This window comes from Streptomyces sp. A5-4, assembly GCF_051131715.1.
Taxonomy (GTDB): Bacteria; Actinomycetota; Actinomycetes; order Streptomycetales; family Streptomycetaceae; genus Streptomyces.
Window position 1 is genome coordinate 1,196,061 of record NZ_CP178591.1, and the last position, 18,510, is coordinate 1,214,570.

Here is an 18,510-nt window from a genome sequence, read left to right on the forward strand (position 1 = left end):
CCGAACCGGCCACCGCCACGCCCCGCGACATCCGTAACAGCGGGTTAACGCACAGGTCTTGCGCTGGGACCGGCCGAACCACAAAGGTATGGCATCCCACCATTGAACCCGAGGCAGGAGCGGCTCATGGCCGAGAGCACCGAATCGCGTACCCCACCGTCAGCGTCCTCGGCCGGCTCCGGGGGCTCCCCCGAAGCCCTCTATCTGAAGCGGCGCGCACTGCGCCGGGGCAGCGCCGGCTGGCTGCTGCTCACCGGCCTCGGGGTCGCGTACGTCGTCTCCGGCGACTTCTCGGGCTGGAACATCGGCCTGGCCGAGGGCGGCTTCGGCGGGCTCGCGATCGCCACCCTGCTGATGGGCGTGATGTACGCCTGCCTCGTCTTCGCGCTCGCCGAGCTGTCCGCGATCCTGCCCACGGCGGGCGGCGGCTACGGCTTCGCCCGACGCGCCCTGGGCACCTGGGGCGGTTTCCTGACCGGCACCGCGATCCTCATCGAGTACATCCTGGCGCCGGCCGCCATCTCCATCTTCATCGGCGACTACGTCGAGTCGCTCAATCTCTTCGGCCTCGACGCGGGCTGGCCGGTCTACCTCGCCTGCTTCGCGATCTTCATCGGCATCCACCTGTGGGGCGTCGGCGAGGCGCTGCGCTTCAGCCTGGTGGTCACCGCCATCGCGGTGGCCGCGCTGCTGATCTTCGCGGTGGGCGCGTTCACCGAGTTCAGCGGCTCCCACCTCAACGACATCCCGGTCGACAAGGAAGCCTTCGGCTCCAACTCCTGGCTGCCGTTCGGCCTGCTGGGCATCTGGTCCGCCTTCCCGTTCGGCATGTGGTTCTTCCTGGGTGTCGAGGGCGTGCCACTGGCCGCCGAGGAGGCCAAGGACCCGGTGCGCTCGATGCCGCGCGCCCTGTCGATCTCCATGGCCGTGCTGGCGCTGCTCGCCCTGGTCACGTTCTTCGCCGCGACCGGCGCGCGCGGCTCGGCGGCCATCCAGGACGCGGGCAATCCGCTGGTCGTGGCGCTCCAGGGCGACGGCGAACCCACGGCGCTCAGCCGGTTCGTGAACTACGCGGGCCTGGCGGGTCTCGTCGCCTCCTTCTTCTCACTGATCTACGCGGGGTCCCGGCAGCTGTTCGCGCTCTCCCGGGCCGGGTATCTGCCCCGCTTCCTGTCCCTGACGAGCCGCCGCAAGGCCCCTTACCTCGGGCTCCTCATTCCCGGCGCGATCGGCTTCGCCCTCGCCGCCGGATCGGGCAACGGCGGGCGGATGCTCAACGTCGCCGTCTTCGGCGCGACGATCTCGTACGCCCTGATGGCCCTGTCGCACATCGTGCTGCGCCGCCGGGAGCCCGAACTGCCGCGCCCCTACCGCACGCCCGGTGGCATCGTCACCTCTTCGGTGGCCTTCGCGCTGGCGCTGTCCGCGCTGGTGGCGACGTTCCTGGTGGACAAGGACGCGGCGTTCATCGCACTCGGCGTCTACGCGGTCGCCCTCGCCTACTTCGCCTTCTACAGTCGCCACCGCCTGGTCGCGGCGGCTCCCGAGGAGGAGTTCGCGGCGCTGGCCGCCGCCGAGGCCGAACTCGAACGCAAGTGACCCACGACTGACCCACGAACGACCGGAGGACCGTGCACGTGCCTGCCCCCAAGCCGCTGATCGGCATCAGCACCTATCTGGAAGCGTCCGCCAAGTGGGGCGTGTGGGACCTGCCCGCCGCCCTGCTGCCGACCGGATACCCCCGGCTCGTACAGGCGGCGGGCGGAATCGCGGTGATGCTGCCGCCCGACGAGGCATCGTCGGCCGCCGAAGTGGTGGCCCGGCTGGACGCGGTGGTCGTCGCGGGCGGGCCCGATGTCGAGCCCGTACTGTACGGAGCCGAACGCCACCCGCGTACCGGGCCGCCCGCGCCGGAGCGGGACGCGTGGGAACTCGCCCTGATCAAGGCCGCGTTGGCGTCCGGTACGCCGCTCCTGGGGATCTGCCGGGGCATGCAGCTGCTGAATGTCGCGCTCGGCGGCACGCTCGTCCAGCACCTGGAGGGGCACATCGCGTCCGTCGGTGTCCTGGGCACGCACACCGTGCGGCCGGTGCCGGGCACGCTGTACGCGTCGATCGTGCCGCGGGACTGCGACGTGCCGACGTACCACCACCAGGCCGCCGACCGACCCGGTGAGGGCCTGGTGGTGTCGGCGTACGCGACGGACGGCACCCCGGAGGCCGTCGAACTGCCCGGCGCCGCCTGGGTGCTCGGCGTCCAGTGGCATCCGGAGATGGGCGAGGACCTACGGGTGATGCGGGCCCTGGTCACGGCCGCCGCGGCGGGCCCGCCCACGCCCTGACCGGCAACCGCCACCACTCCTCCGGCCGCGCCAACGCCCCGCACACCCCTTCCAACCGCCACAGTGGAGAGGTAGGAGCGGGTCCGACGGCAGGAGGGAGACCGGTGTGACGACGGACGAGGCGCGGTCGCCCTTGCGGTGCCTGGTGACCGGAGCGAGCGGATACATCGGCGGGCGGCTGGTGCCCGAGCTGCTCGGGGCCGGGCACCAGGTGCGCTGCATGGCCCGTACACCCGAGAAGCTGCGCGACTTCCCGTGGGCCGGGCAGGTGGAGACCGTACGGGGAGATGTGACCGACCCGGAGTCGACGGGCAGCGCGCTCAAGGACATCGACGTCGCCTACTACCTGGTGCACGCGCTCGGCACCGGCCGCGGCTTCGAGGACAGGGACCGCAGAGCGGCCAACGTATTCGCGGAGCAGGCGCGGGCGGCGGGGGTACGGCGCATCGTCTATCTGGGCGGGCTCACCCCGGCCCGGATCCCGGAGCGCGCGCTGTCCCCGCATCTGCGCTCCCGGACCGAGGTCGGTCGGATCCTGCTGGACTCCGGGGTACCGACCGCCGTGCTGCGGGCCGCGGTCATTCTCGGGTCGGGCTCGGCGTCCTTCGAGATGCTGCGGTATCTGACGGAACGGCTGCCGCTGATGGTGACCCCCAGCTGGGTACGGACCCGGATCCAGCCGGTCGCCGTCCGCGACGTACTGCGATGCCTGGTGGGCTGCGCGCGGCTGCCGGAGGAGCTGAACCGGATGTTCGACCTCGGTGGCCCCGACGTCCTCACGTACCGCGACATGATGCAGCGGTACGCGCGGGTGGCCGGCCTGCCGCGCAGGCTGATCTTCCCCGTTCCGGTGCTCACACCGGCGCTCTCCAGCCACTGGGTGGGGCTGGTGACGCCGGTGCCCAGCTCCATCGCGCGCCCGCTGGCCGAGTCGTTGCGCCACGAGGTGGTGTGCCACGAGAACGACATCGCGCAGTACGTTCCCGAGCCGCCGGGCGGCCCGATCGGCTTCGACCGCGCGGTCGAGCTGGCCCTCAAGCGCGTGCAGGAGGCGGATGTCACCACCCGCTGGTCCTCCGCGTCGGTGGCCGGCGCGCCGAGCGACCCGTTGCCCACCGACCCCGACTGGGCGGGCGGCAGCCTCTACAAGGACTCCCGTGAGCAGACCGTGGACGCGACGCCCGAGAAGCTGTGGCGGGTGGTCGAGGGCATCGGCGGCGAGAACGGCTGGTACTCCTTCCCGCTCGCCTGGGCCGTACGGGGCTGGCTGGACCGCCTGGTCGGCGGCGTCGGCCTGCGCCGCGGCCGACGGGACGCGTCCCGGCTGCGGGTGGGCGACTCGCTCGACTTCTGGCGCGTGGAGGAGGTCGAGCAGGGCCGGCTGCTCAGGCTGCGGGCGGAAATGCGGGTGCCGGGGCTGGCCTGGCTGGAACTGCGGGTCGAGACGGACGAGAAGGGCCGGACGGTGTACCGGCAGCGTGCGCTGTTCCATCCGCACGGGCTGGCGGGGCACGCGTACTGGTGGAGCGTCGCACCGTTCCACGGCGTGGTGTTCGGCGGGATGGCCCGCAACATCGCGGCGGCCGCGGTGCGGTGAGGGAGGGGCGGGGGCACCTGGCCCGTTCGGCCACGTGCCCCGTTGCGGAACCTGGCCCGTCCCGTCACTTGAGTCCGTCCCGTCACTTCGCTCGTGCGGTCACGGGGTCACGGGGTCACGGGGTCACGTCACGCGGGCGCTTGAACGCGGGGCGCGCGGGCGCTTGAGCGCGGAGTCGCGCGGGTCCGGCGCCTCCGGGTGACTCGGGGGCCCGGCCCGAAACCACGACGGGGCGGGCAGGGCCCGTGGCTTCGCACGTGCCTGCCCGCCCATGTCGTGCTGCCGGTCGGCGGACGCCTGCCGGCGTACCGCGCGGCCCCGGACCGGGTCAGATGCGGCCGGCGAGGAGGCGGGTGATCGGGCCCTGGTGGCGCTGCTCCAGCTTGCGGCCCGCTGCGAACGACACGGCGCCAATGGCCACCACGCCCGCACCGGCGCCCGCCACGATCCCCTTGCGCGTCTGCATCGCCGTCCATGCGGTGGTCGCGGTCGACGCGACCTTGCCCGATGCCGACTCCAGGGCGCGCCGGCCCGCCTGGACGCCCTTCAGTCCGGACAGCTTCGCGCTCTCGGCCGCGTCCACGGCCTTTCCCGCGGCGTCCTTGGCCTTCGAGACCGCAGCGTCGGCGTCGACCTTCGCGGCGGCACTGGAAACGGTGGTCCTGGTGTTGCTGTCTTCAGTCATGGCCTGCGGGTATCCGCTCGGGGCCGCCGCAAACCGTCAGCTGTCCTCCCTTGCCGGACGGGTGAGCGTCAGCAGGTCCCGGGCGGGGCCCGTGGGGCGGGGCCCGGTCGGCCAGACCGCGCGCAGGTCGCGGCTGAGCCGGACGCCGTCGACCGGGATCTTGACGAGGCGGCGCGAGGCCAGCTCCTCCCCCAGCGCCAGCTCGCTCAGCACGCTGGGGCCCGCCCCGCTGACCGCGGCGGCCTTCACCGCGGTGGTGGAGGACAGCTCCAGGAGAGGGTCCGCGAGGCCGCCGTGCCCGGCGAGGGCGGCGTCCAGGACCTGGCGGGTGCCCGAGCCGCGTTCGCGGAGGATGAGATGCGCCTCGGCCAGTTCCCGCGCGGCCACCGGGCGGCGGCGGCGGGCCCAGGGGTGGGTCGGGGCCGCGACCACCACGAGCCGGTCGTGGCCGATGACGACGCCGTCGAGCCCGTCCGGCACGGCCAGGCCCTCGACGAAGCCCAGGTCCGCCTCACCGCTCAGCAGCCGCTGCGCGACCGCCGCGGAGTTGCCCGCGAGCAGCGAGACCGCGGTGCCGGGGCGCTGGCCGCTCAGCGCGATCAGCCAGCCGGGCAGCAGGTACTCGGCGATCGTCATGCTGGCAGCGACCCGCAGCCGCGAGTCCCGCCGGCCGCGCAGCGCCTGCGCGCCCGCGTCGAAGGCCTCGGCCGCCTCCACGACCTGGCGGGCCCAGTCGGTGACGAGGGCGCCCGCGTCGGTGAGCCGCGAGCCGCGGGGCGAGCGGTCCACCAGGGCGACGCCGAGCCGGCGTTCCATCGAGCGGATACGGCTGCTCGCGGCGGGCTGGGTGATGCCGAGCTCCCGCGCGGCCCGCCCGAGGCTGCCGAGCCGGGCGACGGCGAGCAGCAGCTCCATGGAGCCGAGATCGGGCACCCGGTGCGCGAGTGGCGGCCGGTCGCCGGGGCCCGGGTGGTTCTCCGCCCCGTCCGGCGATCCGGACGACGGGCGCACACTGCCGGGGCCCGACCCGGAGCCGGGAGCTGCGCCGGGGCCCGAGGCCATGCCCGAGCCGGAACCGGCGGCGAGGCCGGGGCCCGTCTCCGCCTCCGGCGCCGACTCCGATTCCACAGCGTCGCCGACGTCCTGGTATTCGCCGAAGCCTGGGTGTGTCATAAAGCCAGCTTATGACCCCATAGAAGGATCGTCCCTGGTGGGGGCCGCTTCCGCCGGGGAGAGTGGTCGTATGGCCATCTCCGCGCAGCCGCATCCCCTCCTCACGGCCACCCCGCGCCGCCCGGCCCTGCGCCACCTCGGCCCGAACTGGTACGCCACCGTCATGGGCACCGCCATCGTCGCCAACGCCGGCGCCGCGCTGCCGGTCGACGCCCCCGGCCTGCGCGCGGCGTACACGACGGTCTGGGCGCTGTCCGTCCTGATGCTCACCGGTCTCCTCGCGGCCCGCGCCGGCCACTGGGCCCAGCACCGGGACCAGGCCAGGACGCACCTCCTCGACCCGGCCGTCGCCCCGTTCTACGGGTGTCTGGCGATGGCGCTGCTCGCGGTCGGCGGCGGTACGGCGGCGGTCGGCGGTGACGTCGTCGGCGCCGGGGCGGCCCTGGCCGCCGCCGCGGCGCTGTGGTGCGCGGGAACGGCCGTCGGGCTGGTCACCGCCGTCGCGATCCCGTATCTGATGGTCGTACGTCACCGGGTCGACCCCGCCGCCGCCTCACCGGTGTGGCTCCTGCCGGTGGTCTCGCCGATGGTCTCCGCGGCGCTCGGCCCGCAGCTGATCCCGCATCTGCCGGAGGGCCAGTGGCGCGAGGCGATGCTGCTCGGCTGCTACGCGATGTTCGGGCTGAGTCTGCTGGCCACCCTGCTGATGCTGCCGCTGATATTCGCCCGTCTCGTCCATCACGGCCCGCTGCCGCTCGTTCTGACGCCGACGCTCTTTCTCGTCCTGGGGCCGCTCGGCCAGTCCACCACCGCCGTCAACGCGCTCGCGGACGTCGCGCCCGGCGCGATCGGGGCGCCGTACGCGCACGCTTTCGGCGCGTTCGCCGTCCTCTACGGGGTGCCGGTGATGGGGTTCGCGCTGCTGTGGCTGGCGCTCGCCGTGGCTCTGGTGGTCCGCGCGGTCCGCAACGGGATGACCTTCGCGATGACCTGGTGGGCCTTCACCTTCCCCGTCGGTACGTGCGTGACGGGCGCCACGGGTCTCGCCCGCCACACCGGGCTCGACGCCTTCAGCTGGCTGGCCGTCGCACTGTATGCCGTGCTCGTCACGGCGTGGGCGGTGGCTGCGGTCCGTACGCTGCGCGGTCTGCTCGGCGGAGCGCTGCTCGCAGCACCGTCGGCGCCTCGGCCAATGACGGCCCGTACCACGTGAGGTGCCGGCCGCTGACGAGCGCCGCGGGCAGCCCGGGAAAGGCCTCGGGCCCGTCGTCGGCCGTGAAGCGGTAGGGCTCGTCCGGCAGCACCACCAGGTCGGCCCCGGCGGCGCGCAGCTCGTCGAGCGGGATGCGTGGGTATCGCTCGGCGTGCCGGGCGTAGCGGTGGTCGACGCCGAGGCGGGCCAGCAGGTCCCCTGCGAAGGTGTCGCGGCCCAGGACCATCCACGGCCTGCGCCAGATCGGTACGACCGCCGTCAGCCGCCGCACCGGGGGCGCTTCGGCCCACGCGTCGCGTGCGGCGTCGAGCCAGTCCGGGCGGGAGCGCAGTCCGCAGCCCGCGACCAGTACCCGTGCCAGCTCGTCGAGGGCCTCGGGCAGGTCGCGGACGACGGTGACCATGACGGTGAGGCCCGCCTGCCGCAGGGCGGCGAGATCCGGCTCCCGGTTCTCCTCCTCGTTGGCGATGACGAGGTCGGGGGCGAGTCGCACGATCGCTTCGACGTCCGGGTTCTTGGTGCCCCCGATGCGTACGACATCGAGGTCGGCCGGGTGGCTGCACCAGTCGGTGGCCCCGACGAGCAGGCCCGGCGCGCTCACGGCGACGGCCTCGGTCAGCGACGGCACCAGCGAGACGACGCGCACGGCGGGCCCGTCAGCCGCTGTGACCGACGGTGCCGGCCGCGGCGACGATGAGGATGCGGGTGCCCGGCTCGGTGGCGCGCCAGCGGTGCCGTACACCGCCGGACAGGAACAGCGTGTCGCCGCGCTCCAGCCGGTACGCCCGGCCTTCCGCCTCCACCTCGGCGGCGCCGTCGGCGATGTACATGAGCTCGTCGCCGTGGTGCTGGAATTCGCGGCGGGTGTCCTGTTCGCCGGTGTATTCGGTGGCCTTCAGCTGATGCCGGCCGCGCACCACGCACCGCACGCCGTCGGAGTCCCCGACGTCGTCGGTGGCCCGTACGACATCGACCATCAGCCCTGAGTCGGCCGCCGCGGTCAGCTCGCCCACCGTGGTCTTCAGCGCCTCGGCCACCCGCTCCAGCGAGCGGGTGCTGGGGCGGGCCCGCTCGTTCTCGACCTGGCTGAGGAACGGCACCGAGAGTCCGCTGCGGGCCGAGACCGTGGCCAGGGTGAGTTCCAGGGCTTTGCGACGCCTCCGGACGGCCGTACCGACCCGAAGGGTTTCCTTGTCGTCCATGGCTCCGGCTCCCTCCCTGGCTCGTGGTCCGAACCGGCTGAGTGAAGCCTACGCAGCTTCACGCGACGGTTTCGTACATACGTCAGGGAAGGTTTCTCCCATCGGGCCGGACGAAGAACACGAAGGGGTGGCATCACCCTGTGGTGATGCCACCCCTTCGTGGTGTCGCGCAAGGCGGCGAACGGTCAGCCGGTCGCCGGCGTCATCTTCTCCGCGATGCCCGGATTTTCCTTCATCCAGGCCTTCACGGCTTCTTCCTCGTGCCCCGCGCCGCGCTTCTGGATCTCGTTCTCCAGGCCGCCGAGCTGCTCCTCGGACAGCTTGAACTTCTTGAACCACTCGGTCAGCCGCGGGTAGTTCTTCGGGAAGTCCTTGTTGCCGATGATGTGCAGCCGGTCACCTTCGCCGAAGAGCTTCTTCGAGTCCTTGAGCTTGGTCATCTTGAACTCGTTGTACGCCCAGTGCGGGGTCCACAGGAGCACCGCGACGGGCTCCTTCTTGGCGTACGAACGCTTCAGCTCGGCCAGCATGCCGGGCGTGGAGCCGTCGACGACCTTGTACTCCTTGTCCAGGCCGTAGCCGGGCAGGACGTTGGTCTTGAGGTTCTCCATCGTCGCGGTGCCGGGCTCGATGCCGATGATCCGGCCCTTGAACTTGTCGCCCTTGCCCTTGAGGTCCTCGAGCGTCTTGACGTCCTTGACGTACGACGGGACGGCGACCTCGATCGATGTCGGCCCGTACCAGGACCCGATGTCGGTCAGCTTGTCGCCGTACTTGTCCCAGTAGTTCTTCTGCGTGTACGGCAGCCAGCCGTCCAGCTGGACGTCGAGCTGGCCGCGTGACATCGCCTCGTACATCGGACCGACCTCGAACTGCTTGAGGTTGATCTTGTAGCCGCGCTCCTCCAGGACCGCCTTCCACAGGTACGTGGCGGCGATGTCCTCCTCCCAGGGGAACCAGGCCATCTCGACGGCGCGGTCACGCTCGTCCTCGCCGTTCGCGGCCTTGGGCGTCTTGGCGACCGGGACCCACGTGTCGAGCAGCTCGGGGTTGTCCTTGAGCCAGGCGCGGACGGCCTCCTGCTCCTTGCCCTTGCCGGTCGTCTGGATCTTCGATTCAAGGCCGGTGAGCTGCTCCTCGGTCATCTTGAAGTTCTTGATCCACTTGGCGACCGCGGGGTTCTCCTGGGAGAAGCCCTTGCGCGCGAGGGTGTGCACACCGTCGCCCTTGCCCCAGCTGCCCTTGGGGTCCTTGAGCTTCTTCAGGTCGAAGTCGCTGTACGCCCAGTGCGGCGACCACAGCGTGGTGACGATGGGCTCCTTCTTGGCGTACGCGCGCTTGAGCTCGGCCAGCATCGCGGGCGTGGAGCCGTCGACGACCTCGAACTCGCCCTCCAGGCCGTAGTCCTTGAGGACCTTGTCCTTGAGGAGCCCCATCATTCCGGCGCTCGGCTCAATGCCGATGATCTTGCCCTTGAACTTGCCGGACTTGCCCTTGAGGTCCGCCAGGGAGTCGACGCCCTTCACGTACGAGGGGACGCTCAGCTCCAGCGAGGTAGGGCCGAACCACGAGCCCATGTCCTCCAGCTTGTCCTGGTACTTCTTCCAGTACTTCTCGTGGGTGACCGGCAGCCACGAGTCGGTCTGCAGGTCGATCTGGCCGGCCGCCTGGCCCGTGTAGAGCGAGCCCGCCTCGTACTGCTTCGTGTCGACCTCGTAGCCGCGCTGCTCCAGCATTTCCTTCCAGAGGAAGGTGGAGGCGATGCCCTCGTCCCACGGGATGTAACCCATGGAGATCTTCTTGCCCTGGCCGACGTTTGAGGAGTCGGCGACGGACTTGGTGGCTGAGCCGCCGAAGAGGCCCATGCCACCCGCGACCAGCGCGAGGACGACCACACCGGCGACGGCGACGACCGGCTGCGGCCGGTGGCTCCAGATCTTCGAACCGCTGGACATGGCCTGCGCCTTGGCGAGCGCGCGGCGGCCGAGCGGGGAGACCTGGTTGCCGAGCGCGCCGGTCATCCGGTCGAGGTACATGGCCATGATGACGATGGACAGACCGGCCTCGAAGCCGAGACCCACGTCGATGTTGCCGAGCGCGCGGTAGACGGCGCCACCGAGGCCGCCGCCGCCGACCATGCCGGCGATGACCACCATGGACAGGCCCAGCATGATGACCTGGTTGATGCCGGCCATGATCGTCGGCAGGGCGAGCGGGAGCTGGACGCGCAGCAGGGTGTTGCGCGGCGTCGTACCGAAGGCCTCGGCGGCCTCGACGAGGTCACCGTCGACCTGGCGGATGCCGAGCTCGGTCATCCGGACGCCGGGGGGCAGCGCGAAGATGATCGTCGCGACGATGCCGGGGACCGCGCCGACGCCGAAGAAGATGACGCCGGGGATCAGATACACCATGGCCGGCATGGTCTGCATGAAGTCCATGACGGGCCGGGTCACGGCGCTGACGGTCTTGGACCGCGAGGACCAGATCCCGAGCGGGATCGAGATCGCCAGGATGATCACGGTGGAGACGAGCACGAGCGACAGGGTCGACATGGCGTCGTCCCACAGTTCGACCGAGTCGATCAGCGCGAATCCGGCGAAGGCCAGCACACCGGCGATCAGGCCGCGCAGCCACCAGGCGATGACGGCGAAGATGCCCGCGAGGATCAGCGGCTCGGGCGCGGTGAGCGCGCCGGACACGACGTCGTGCAGACCGCCGACCACGGCGGTGATCGCGTCGAACAGCCAGGTGAAGTTCTCGATGAGCCACTCGACACCACTGTCGACCCACTCACCCAGGGGGAACCTAGGCACCGGCGATCACCTTGCTCACGGAGTTGACGCTCATCGGGACGATGGTCTCGGCGGCGGCCTTCGGCGCGTCGCCCGGAGTCATCGGCTCCCCGAGTACGGCGAGCAGCCGCGACCGCGGTACGACGCCGGTCAGCCTCCCCTTGGCGTCGACGACGGCGACGGGCGCGCCGCTGGTGGAGCAGGGGGTGAAGAGTTCGATGATCGGGGTGTCCGCGGTGACGGTGGCGGCGGCGGCCTTCAGGACGTCGTCGGCGGTGAGCAGTTCCACGCCCTCGTCGGTCTTCGTACCGAAGGCGGTGTCGGGGTCGGCCATGATGGCGCCCGCGGTGAGGACCCGGGAGCGGTCCACGTCCTGGGTGAAGGAGGCGACGTAGTCGTTGGCGGGGGTGACGAGGATGTCCTCGGCAGTGCCCATCTGGACTATTCGGCCGTCGCGCATGACCGCGATTCGGTCGCCGAGGCGCATGGCCTCGTTGAGGTCGTGGGTGATGAAGACGATGGTCTTCTTCAGCCGCTTCTGGAGTTCGAGGAGCTGGTCCTGCATGTCACGGCGGATCAACGGGTCGAGGGCGCTGAACGACTCGTCCATGAGCAGCAGGTCGGCGTCGGTGGCCAGCGCGCGGGCGAGGCCCACGCGCTGCTGCATCCCGCCGGACAGCTCGTCGGGCCAGGACTTCTCCCAGCCCTTGAGGCCGGCGAGTTCCAGGGCCTCGGTGGCGCGCTTCAGGCGCTCCTGGCGGGGTATGCCCTGTACTTCGAGGCCGTAGCCGACGTTCTCCAGGACGCTGCGGTGCGGGAAGAGCGCGAAGTGCTGGAAGACCATGCTGATCTTCGAGGAACGAACGCCGCGCAGCTCCGAGGGGCTCAGCGCGGTGAGGTCCTGATCGTCGAAGAGCACCCGTCCGGCGGTCGGCTCAAGCAGTCCGTTGAGCATCCGCAGCAACGTGGACTTGCCCGATCCGGACAGACCCATGACGACGAATATCTGCCCCGGCTCCACGGTGAACGTGGCATCGATCACCGCGGCGGTCGTCCCGTCGGCCCGCAGCTCGTCACGGTCGGCTCCACTTCCGAGCTTCTGAACCGCGTCTTCGGGTCGTTTGCCGAACACCTTGTACAAGTGCTCAGCCTGCAGCCTGGACACATACACCTCACGCGTTGAACTGAAAACGGCCCACCACCCCCGCTCGGCAGGCCGTGGAGCAGCACGGCTTCGGCCCGTTTCACCCATCAAGAAGTTGAAACCAAAATGGGGTCCGCTCCGACGCGGCACCTTCCCGTGCTTACACAGGCCAAACACAAGAGTGATCCACTTCACGCCGTCGCCACTTGTGCCGCGTACGGCATCATCTGAGGGTGACGCGACGCCTGATGCTCCTCGACACCGCTTCCCTCTACTACCGGGCCTATTTCGGGGTTCCCGACACCGTCCGCGCCCCCGACGGCACACCCGTCAACGCCGTGCGCGGACTGCTCGACTTCATCACCCGACTCGTCCAGGACCACCACCCCGACGACCTCGTGGCCTGCATGGACGCCGACTGGCGGCCGAACTGGCGGGTCGAGCTGATCCCGTCCTACAAGGCGCACCGGGTGGCCGTGGAGACCGAGACCGGCCCCGATGAGGAGGCCACTCCGGACACCCTCGCCCCTCAGGTGCCGATCATCGAGGCGGTGCTCGACGCGGTCGGCATCGCCCGGGTCGGTGTCGCCTCGTACGAGGCGGACGACGTGATCGGCACGCTCGCGGGCCGCGCGACGGGACCGGTGGACATCGTCACCGGCGACCGCGATCTCTATCAGCTGGTCGACGACGCCCGCGGGGTGCGAGTGCTGTACCCGCTCAAGGGAGTCGGCCAACTCCAGGTCACCGACGAGGCGTGGCTCCGCGAGAAGTACGGGGTGAACGCCTCGGGGTACGTCGACTTCGCCCTGCTGCGCGGCGACCCGAGCGACGGACTGCCCGGCGTCCCCGGCATCGGCGAGAAGACCGCGGCCAAGCTGCTCGACGCGTACGGCGACCTGGCCGGAATCATGGCCGCCGTCGGCGACCCGGCGTCGAAGCTGACGCCGTCGCAGCGCAAGCGGCTGGACGAGTCGCGGGACTATGTCGCGGTCGCGCCCAAGGTGGTGCGCGTCGCCCCCGACGTGCCGCTGCCCGGCTTCGACCCGGCGCTGCCCTCCGAGCCGCTCGATCCGGAGTTGCTCGACGCGCTGGCGGACCGGTGGGGGCTCGGTGGCGCCCTGCAGCGACTGCTCTCCACTCTGCGGAAGTAGAGTGCTAAGTTAGGCAAGCCTAACCAGACCAGCGTCAGGGGAGAACCACCGTGGCAGAGCGACCGGCCCGCAAGACAGCGCAGGTTCACGAGGCACAGGTGACGCGCACCGAGCGGCTCACCCCGCACATGGTGCGGGTCGTCCTCGGCGGTGAGGGCCTGTCCGGCTTCACCGTGGGCGAGTTCACCGACCACTACATCAAGGTGCTGTTCCCGGCCGAGGACGTGACGTACCCGGAGCCCTTCGACATGGCCCGCATCCGGGAGGAATTCCCGTCGGAGCAGTGGCCGGCCACCCGCGCGTACACCGTGCGGAGCTGGGACCCGGCCGCGCGCGAGCTGGCCGTCGACTTCGTGGTGCACGGCGACGAGGGTCTCGCGGGGCCGTGGGCCGCGCTGGTCCAGCCCGGTGAGACGGTACGTTTCCTCGGCCCGGGCGGCGGCTACGTCCCGGACGCGGCGGCCGATTGGCACCTGCTGGTCGGCGACGAGAGCGCGCTGCCCGCGATCGCCGCCTCGCTGGAGCGGATGCCCGCCGGAGCCCTGGTGCACGCCTTCGTGGAGGTGGCGGACGCCGAGGAGGAGCAGAAGATCGTCACGCCCGACGGCGTCGAGGTCACCTGGCTGCACCGCGCCGGCAACCCGGTGGGCGACAGCCTGATCGCCGCCGTGCGCGGCCTCGACTTCCCCGCGGGGGACGTCCAGGCCTTCGTGCACGGCGAGGCGGGCTTCGTGAAGGACCTCCGCCGCCATCTGCGCATCGACCGGGCGATCCCGCGCGAGCGCCTCTCGATCTCCGGCTACTGGCGCCTCGGCCAGGACGACGACGCCTGGCGCGCGGCGAAGCGCGAGTGGAACGAGCAGGTGGAGCGCGAGCAGGAGAGCGCGGCCTGAACCCGGCCCACCCGCCCGCCCACGGACCCCCGGCTGCTCAGCCGGGGGTCCGTTCGCCGCCGTAGAGACGGGCGGACTCGTTCGTCTGCGCCATCCTGCGCATCGAGGCGAGCATCGCGTCGCCCAGCACCGTGCCGACCACCACCCCTTCCACCACGTCGTCCCGCGCCCCCCGGCCCGCGACGTACGCGAGATCGGCGTGGGCGACCGTCTCGGCCGCGTCCGCGTAGTCGTCAAGCACCCCGGCGAACGCGCCGTGCCCCACCCTGTCCAGTGCGGCCAGCGCCGCCGCCAGCGCCTCGGACGCCGCGCCCTTCGCCGCCACCCGCCAGCCGCGCCGGGCGATCAGCTCCACCACCTGTTCCCGCGCCGCCGCCGCCGCGTCGTCGTCCTCCTCGCCGTAGCGCGGCGCGAGGGATTTCGCGGCCACGCCGAGCACCTTGTGCACCGGCTGCGCGGGATCGTCGACCGCCTCCAGCACCTTCATGCTGTACAGCCCCGCGCTGGCCTGGATGCTCTCCCTCCTCACCCACGGCCGGCGGACCGGCTGGTGGGCGGGGACGGTCGTCGCCGTGACGAGCCTGGCCGAGATGGTGCTCATCACCACCCAGGTGGTCCGCGGCAGGCGCAGCCACTTCAACCACGAGTCGCCCCTCGACTCGCAGCTGTACAACCTGATGGCCATCAGCGTCGTCGTCCTGTGGCTCGGCGCGCTGGTCATCGCCGTGCTGCTGCTGCGCTCGCGGCTCACCGACCGGGCCGCGGCCTGGTCGATCCGCTCCGGCGCCCTCATCGCGCTGATCGGCGCCGCCCTGGGCTTTCTGATGACGCAGCCCACCGCCCAGCAGCTGGCGGCGGGCGACTTCGACAACGCCAAGGTGGTCGGCGCGCACAGCGTCGGCGTACCGGACGGCGGCCCGTCGATGCCACTCACCGGCTGGTCGACGACCGGCGGCGATCTGCGCATCCCGCACTTCGTCGGCATGCACGCCCTGCAACTGCTGCCGCTGTTCCTGCTCGTCCTCGTCGCGCTGGCGCCGCGCATCGCCCGGCTGCGCGACGAGCGCGTGCGGCTGCGGCTGGTACTGGCGTACGCCGCGGTCCTGGCGCTCCTCACCTGGCAGGCACTGCGGGGACAGGCCCTGATCCATCCGGACGGCGCGACGCTCACCACGGCGGCAGCGATCCTCGCCTGCGCGGCTGTCGGGACGTACGCCGCGCTGCGCACGGGGAAGGCCGGCACTTCCCCCGCCCGGCCCCTCCCCCTCCCCGGCCCTCGGGACGAGCGGCCCACGGTCGCGTCTTCACGCGCCGGGCGAGCCTGACAATCCCCCGCGCGGCCGAGCCCGCTCCGCCATCGAGCCTCGCGACACGCCGCCCCGCGGCGAACACCGGCGTGTCGCGAGGCCCACGCGCTGTGGAACCATCTCCACAACAATCCGAACCCGGACCAATCCAGGGCGGCCACGGCTCCGAACACGTCGTGAAGCCTGTCCTGGGCAGGGTCCGTACCTGGAGGAACATCGCGTGAAAGAAGCCGTGCACATCGGGGGCATCGCCTCGGCGGGGCCTGATCTGCAGGAATTGCTCGGCATGGTGGCACGCGGTGACCGCGATGCCTTCAGCGAGGTCTACGACGCGGTCTCCGGGCCCGTCATGGGCCTGGTGCGCGCCGTGCTCCGCGACCCCGCCCAGTCGGAGGAAGTCACCCAGGAGGTGCTGATCGAGCTGTGGCGTACCGCCGCCCGCTTCCAGCCCACCCGGGGCTCCGCCATGACCTGGGTGCTCACCCTCGCCCACCGGCGGGCCGTGGACCGGGTCCGCTCGGCGCAGGCGTCGTCGGACCGCGAGCACCGGGCGGCGCTGCTGGACCGCACGCCGGCCTTCGACGAGGTCACCGAAGAGGTCGAGAGCCGCCTCGAACGTGAACAGGTGCGGCGCTGCCTGCGTACTCTCACCGAACTGCAACGGCAGTCGGTGACGCTCGCGTATTACCGGGGGCTGGCCTACAGGGAAGTCGCCGAACTGCTGGCCGTACCACTCGGCACGGTCAAGACACGACTGCGCGACGGACTCATCCGGCTGCGCGACTGCCTGGGGGTCGGCACATGAGTACGGCGGAACTGCATACGCTGACCGGCGCGTACGCGCTGCACGCACTGGCTCCCGACGAGCGCGCGGAATTCGAGCGGCACCTGGAGGACTGCCCGGCCTGCGCCCAGGAGGTCGCCGAACTGACCGCCACGGCGGCCCGGTTGGGGCTGGCCATGACCCGGACGCCGCCCGCCGCGCTCAAGGACCAGGTGATGCGGCAGATCTCCAGCGAGCGCCAGGAGCCCCCCAGAGTCCCGAGGCCCGTGCCGGCGCCCGGCATACGCCGGGCGCGCGCACTGCCGCGCTTCGCGCTGGCCGCCTGCCTGGCCGCTGCCGCCGCGTTCGGCGGGGTCGCGGTGTGGCAGAACCAGGAGGCAAGGGACGCGCGGGACCAGGCCCAGCAGACACAGCAGCAGGCCGAGGCGCTGGCCACGGTGCTCGCCGCACCGGACGCCAAGGTCAGCACCGGAAAGCTGACGGACGGCGCGACCGGCACCGTGGTCGTCTCCCGCGACCGCAACAAGGCGGCCTTCCTGGCCTCCGGGATGCCCAAGCCGCCCAGCGGCAAGGTCTACCAGCTGTGGTTCAACGACAAGGGCACCATGCGCTCGGCAGGCCTGATGGACCTCGCGTCCACCTCCGGCGGCGTGCTGATGGAGGGGCCCGTCGACGCGGCATCCGGCATGGGCATCACGGTCGAGCCCGCGGGCGGCTCGCCCGAACCGACCTCAGACCCGCTGGCCCTGATGAACTTCCCCGCGTAACCGGCCGACCCGCCCGCGGAGCGGCACGACAGAACAGCGCGAAGAACGAAAAGGAACCCGCTCATGAGTGTCGCCGTGGTGCTCTTCACCTCCGACCTGCGCGTGCACGACCAACCGGTACTGCGGGCAGGCCTGCGCGCCGCGGACGAGATCGTCCCCCTCTTCGTCCTGGACCCGGGCGTGCACAAGGCGGGCTTCGACGCCCCCAACCGCCGCGCCTTCCTGGCCGATTGCCTGGCCGGCCTGGACGCCGCACTGCGTGAGCGGGGCGGACGGCTGGTGGTCCGGGCGGGCGACGCGGTGGAGCAGGTCTGCCGGGTGGTCACCGAGAGTGGGGCGCGGGAGGTCCACGTCGCGGCCGGCGTGAGTGGCTACGCGCTGCGCCGGGAGGAGGCGCTGCGCACCGCCCTGGAGCCCCTGCGGTGCGCGCTCCATGTGCACGACGCGGTGATCACGGCGCTGCCGCCGGGGCGGGTCGCCCCGGCGGGCCGTGACCACTTCGCGGTGTTCACGCCGTACTTCCGCAAGTGGGAGGCGGCCGGAGCCCGCGAGGCCCTGGCCGCTCCGCGCACCGTGCGGGTGCCGGAGATCGCCGGCCGCCCGCTGCCCAGCCGCGACTCCGTCACCGGGGTCTCCCCGGGGCTCGTGCTGGGCGGTGAGCGTCAGGGCCGCGCTCTGCTGCGCGGCTGGCTGGCGGACGCCGTCACGGCGTACGAGGAGCGCCACGACGACCTGCCAGGCGACGCCACCTCACGGCTCTCGCCCTATCTGCACTTCGGGTGCCTGTCGGCGGCCGAGCTGATCCACCGGACGCGGAGCAAGGGCGGTCCGGGCGCGGACGCCTTCGTACGGCAGCTGGCCTGGCGGGACTTCCACCACCAGGTCCTCGCGGCCCGTCCGGCCGCTTCGTGGGCCGACTACCGCACCCGCGGCGACCACTGGCGCGCGGACAAGGAGGAGATCACCGCCTGGCAGGAGGGCCGCACCGGGTATCCGGTCGTGGACGCGGCCATGCGCCAGTTGCTGCACGAGGGCTGGATGCACAACCGGGGCCGTCTGCTGGTGGCGAGCTTCCTGACCAAGACCCTGTATGTGGACTGGCGGATCGGCGCCCGGCACTTCCTGGACCTCCTGGTGGACGGGGACCTGGCCAACAACCAGCTCAACTGGCAGTGGGCGGCGGGCACCGGCACCGACACCCGACCCAATCGCATCCTCAATCCGCTCGCCCAGGCCAAGCGTTTCGACCCCCGGGGCGACTACGTGCGGCGCTGGGTACCCGAGCTGGCCGAGCTCGCGGACGCCGCCGTCCACCAGCCGTGGAAACTTCCCGCGCCCGACCGCGCCCGCCTCGACTATCCGGAGCCGATCGTGGACCTCGCGGACGGCCGCAGCAGGTTCGAGCAGGCACGCGGCCTGGGCTGACTCCACGGGCGAATTTTTCGCTCGGCGGTACG

At 71.7% G+C, this 18,510-nt stretch carries 16 protein-coding genes and 1 pseudogene; 10 read left to right on the forward strand and 7 right to left on the reverse strand.

The genetic code is table 11. From position 1 onward, the window contains the following. Positions 1 to 126: 126 nt before the first annotated feature. The 3 genes from eat (at position 127) to ACLLJJ_RS05520 (ending at position 3,939) form a co-directional block, all read left to right on the forward strand. Positions 127 to 1,599, forward strand: a complete 1,473-nt coding sequence (eat, locus tag ACLLJJ_RS05510; protein WP_434588126.1) for an ethanolamine permease — start codon at positions 127 to 129, stop codon at positions 1,597 to 1,599. A gap of 38 nt (positions 1,600 to 1,637) precedes the next feature. Continuing rightward, positions 1,638 to 2,342, forward strand: a complete 705-nt coding sequence (locus ACLLJJ_RS05515) for a gamma-glutamyl-gamma-aminobutyrate hydrolase family protein (protein ID WP_434588127.1) — start codon at positions 1,638 to 1,640, stop codon at positions 2,340 to 2,342. 106 nt (positions 2,343 to 2,448) lie between these two features. After that, positions 2,449 to 3,939, forward strand: coding sequence for an SDR family oxidoreductase (locus ACLLJJ_RS05520; RefSeq protein ID WP_434588128.1), 1,491 nt, complete (start codon positions 2,449 to 2,451; stop codon positions 3,937 to 3,939). A 328-nt stretch (positions 3,940 to 4,267) separates the two neighbouring features. On the opposite strand, the gene ACLLJJ_RS05525 is transcribed toward ACLLJJ_RS05520, so the two are convergent. Then, positions 4,268 to 4,624, reverse strand: coding sequence for a hypothetical protein (locus tag ACLLJJ_RS05525; protein WP_434588129.1), 357 nt, complete (start codon positions 4,622 to 4,624; stop codon positions 4,268 to 4,270). A 36-nt stretch (positions 4,625 to 4,660) separates the two neighbouring features. Continuing rightward, a complete protein-coding gene (locus ACLLJJ_RS05530; protein ID WP_434600311.1) occupies positions 4,661 to 5,539 on the reverse strand; it encodes a LysR family transcriptional regulator in 879 nt (292 codons plus the stop codon). 328 nt (positions 5,540 to 5,867) lie between these two features. On the opposite strand from ACLLJJ_RS05530, the gene ACLLJJ_RS05535 reads away from it, so the two are divergent. Beyond that, on the forward strand, positions 5,868 to 7,010 hold the full coding sequence (locus tag ACLLJJ_RS05535; RefSeq protein WP_434588130.1) for a TDT family transporter: 1,143 nt from the start codon (positions 5,868 to 5,870) through the stop codon (positions 7,008 to 7,010). On the opposite strand, the gene ACLLJJ_RS05540 is transcribed toward ACLLJJ_RS05535, so the two are convergent. The 4 genes from ACLLJJ_RS05540 to ACLLJJ_RS05555 all read right to left on the reverse strand — a co-directional run bounded on the left by ACLLJJ_RS05540 (position 6,904) and on the right by ACLLJJ_RS05555 (position 12,169). Then, positions 6,904 to 7,656 carry a helical backbone metal receptor gene (locus ACLLJJ_RS05540; RefSeq protein ID WP_434588131.1) on the reverse strand — a complete coding sequence of 251 codons (753 nt, stop codon included), beginning with the start codon at positions 7,654 to 7,656 and terminating at the stop codon, positions 6,904 to 6,906. The genes ACLLJJ_RS05535 and ACLLJJ_RS05540 overlap by 107 nt on opposite strands. A 10-nt stretch (positions 7,657 to 7,666) precedes the next feature. After that, positions 7,667 to 8,212, reverse strand: coding sequence for a helix-turn-helix domain-containing protein (locus ACLLJJ_RS05545; protein WP_434588132.1), 546 nt, complete (start codon positions 8,210 to 8,212; stop codon positions 7,667 to 7,669). Positions 8,213 to 8,397: 185 nt separating this feature from the next. After that, a complete protein-coding gene (locus ACLLJJ_RS05550) occupies positions 8,398 to 11,025 on the reverse strand; it encodes an ABC transporter permease/substrate binding protein (protein ID WP_434588133.1) in 2,628 nt (875 codons plus the stop codon). After that, a complete protein-coding gene (locus ACLLJJ_RS05555; RefSeq protein ID WP_434588135.1) occupies positions 11,018 to 12,169 on the reverse strand; it encodes a quaternary amine ABC transporter ATP-binding protein in 1,152 nt (383 codons plus the stop codon). Before ACLLJJ_RS05555 ends, ACLLJJ_RS05550 begins: the two co-directional genes overlap by 8 nt. Before the next feature lie 227 nt (positions 12,170 to 12,396). Between ACLLJJ_RS05555 and ACLLJJ_RS05560 the strand changes: the two genes are divergently transcribed. Next, on the forward strand, positions 12,397 to 13,302 hold the full coding sequence (locus tag ACLLJJ_RS05560; RefSeq protein ID WP_434600312.1) for a 5'-3' exonuclease: 906 nt from the start codon (positions 12,397 to 12,399) through the stop codon (positions 13,300 to 13,302). 50 nt (positions 13,303 to 13,352) lie between these two features. Further along, on the forward strand, positions 13,353 to 14,195 hold the full coding sequence (locus ACLLJJ_RS05565) for a siderophore-interacting protein (RefSeq protein WP_434588136.1): 843 nt from the start codon (positions 13,353 to 13,355) through the stop codon (positions 14,193 to 14,195). Between the two features lie 37 nt (positions 14,196 to 14,232). Here the strand turns inward: ACLLJJ_RS05565 and ACLLJJ_RS05570 are convergent, their stop codons facing one another. Next, on the reverse strand, positions 14,233 to 14,682 hold the full coding sequence (locus tag ACLLJJ_RS05570; RefSeq protein WP_434600686.1) for a MerR family transcriptional regulator: 450 nt from the start codon (positions 14,680 to 14,682) through the stop codon (positions 14,233 to 14,235). On the opposite strand from ACLLJJ_RS05570, the pseudogene ACLLJJ_RS05575 reads away from it, so the two are divergent. From ACLLJJ_RS05575 to ACLLJJ_RS05590, 4 genes and pseudogenes are all read left to right on the forward strand, one after another. Further along, a pseudogene (locus ACLLJJ_RS05575) lies at positions 14,675 to 15,520 on the forward strand (hypothetical protein); the annotation flags it as partial. The gene ACLLJJ_RS05570 and the pseudogene ACLLJJ_RS05575 overlap by 8 nt on opposite strands. 202 nt (positions 15,521 to 15,722) lie before the next feature. Further along, complete coding sequence (locus ACLLJJ_RS05580) at positions 15,723 to 16,307, forward strand: sigma-70 family RNA polymerase sigma factor (protein WP_434588137.1); 585 nt, start codon at positions 15,723 to 15,725, stop codon at positions 16,305 to 16,307. Continuing rightward, entirely contained in the window at positions 16,304 to 17,053 is a 750-nt protein-coding gene (locus ACLLJJ_RS05585) for an anti-sigma factor (RefSeq protein WP_434588138.1), read from the forward strand. The genes ACLLJJ_RS05580 and ACLLJJ_RS05585 overlap by 4 nt, the downstream gene beginning before the upstream one ends. A gap of 63 nt (positions 17,054 to 17,116) precedes the next feature. Beyond that, positions 17,117 to 18,478, forward strand: a complete 1,362-nt coding sequence (locus ACLLJJ_RS05590) for a cryptochrome/photolyase family protein (protein ID WP_434588139.1) — start codon at positions 17,117 to 17,119, stop codon at positions 18,476 to 18,478. Positions 18,479 to 18,510: the final 32 nt, after the last annotated feature.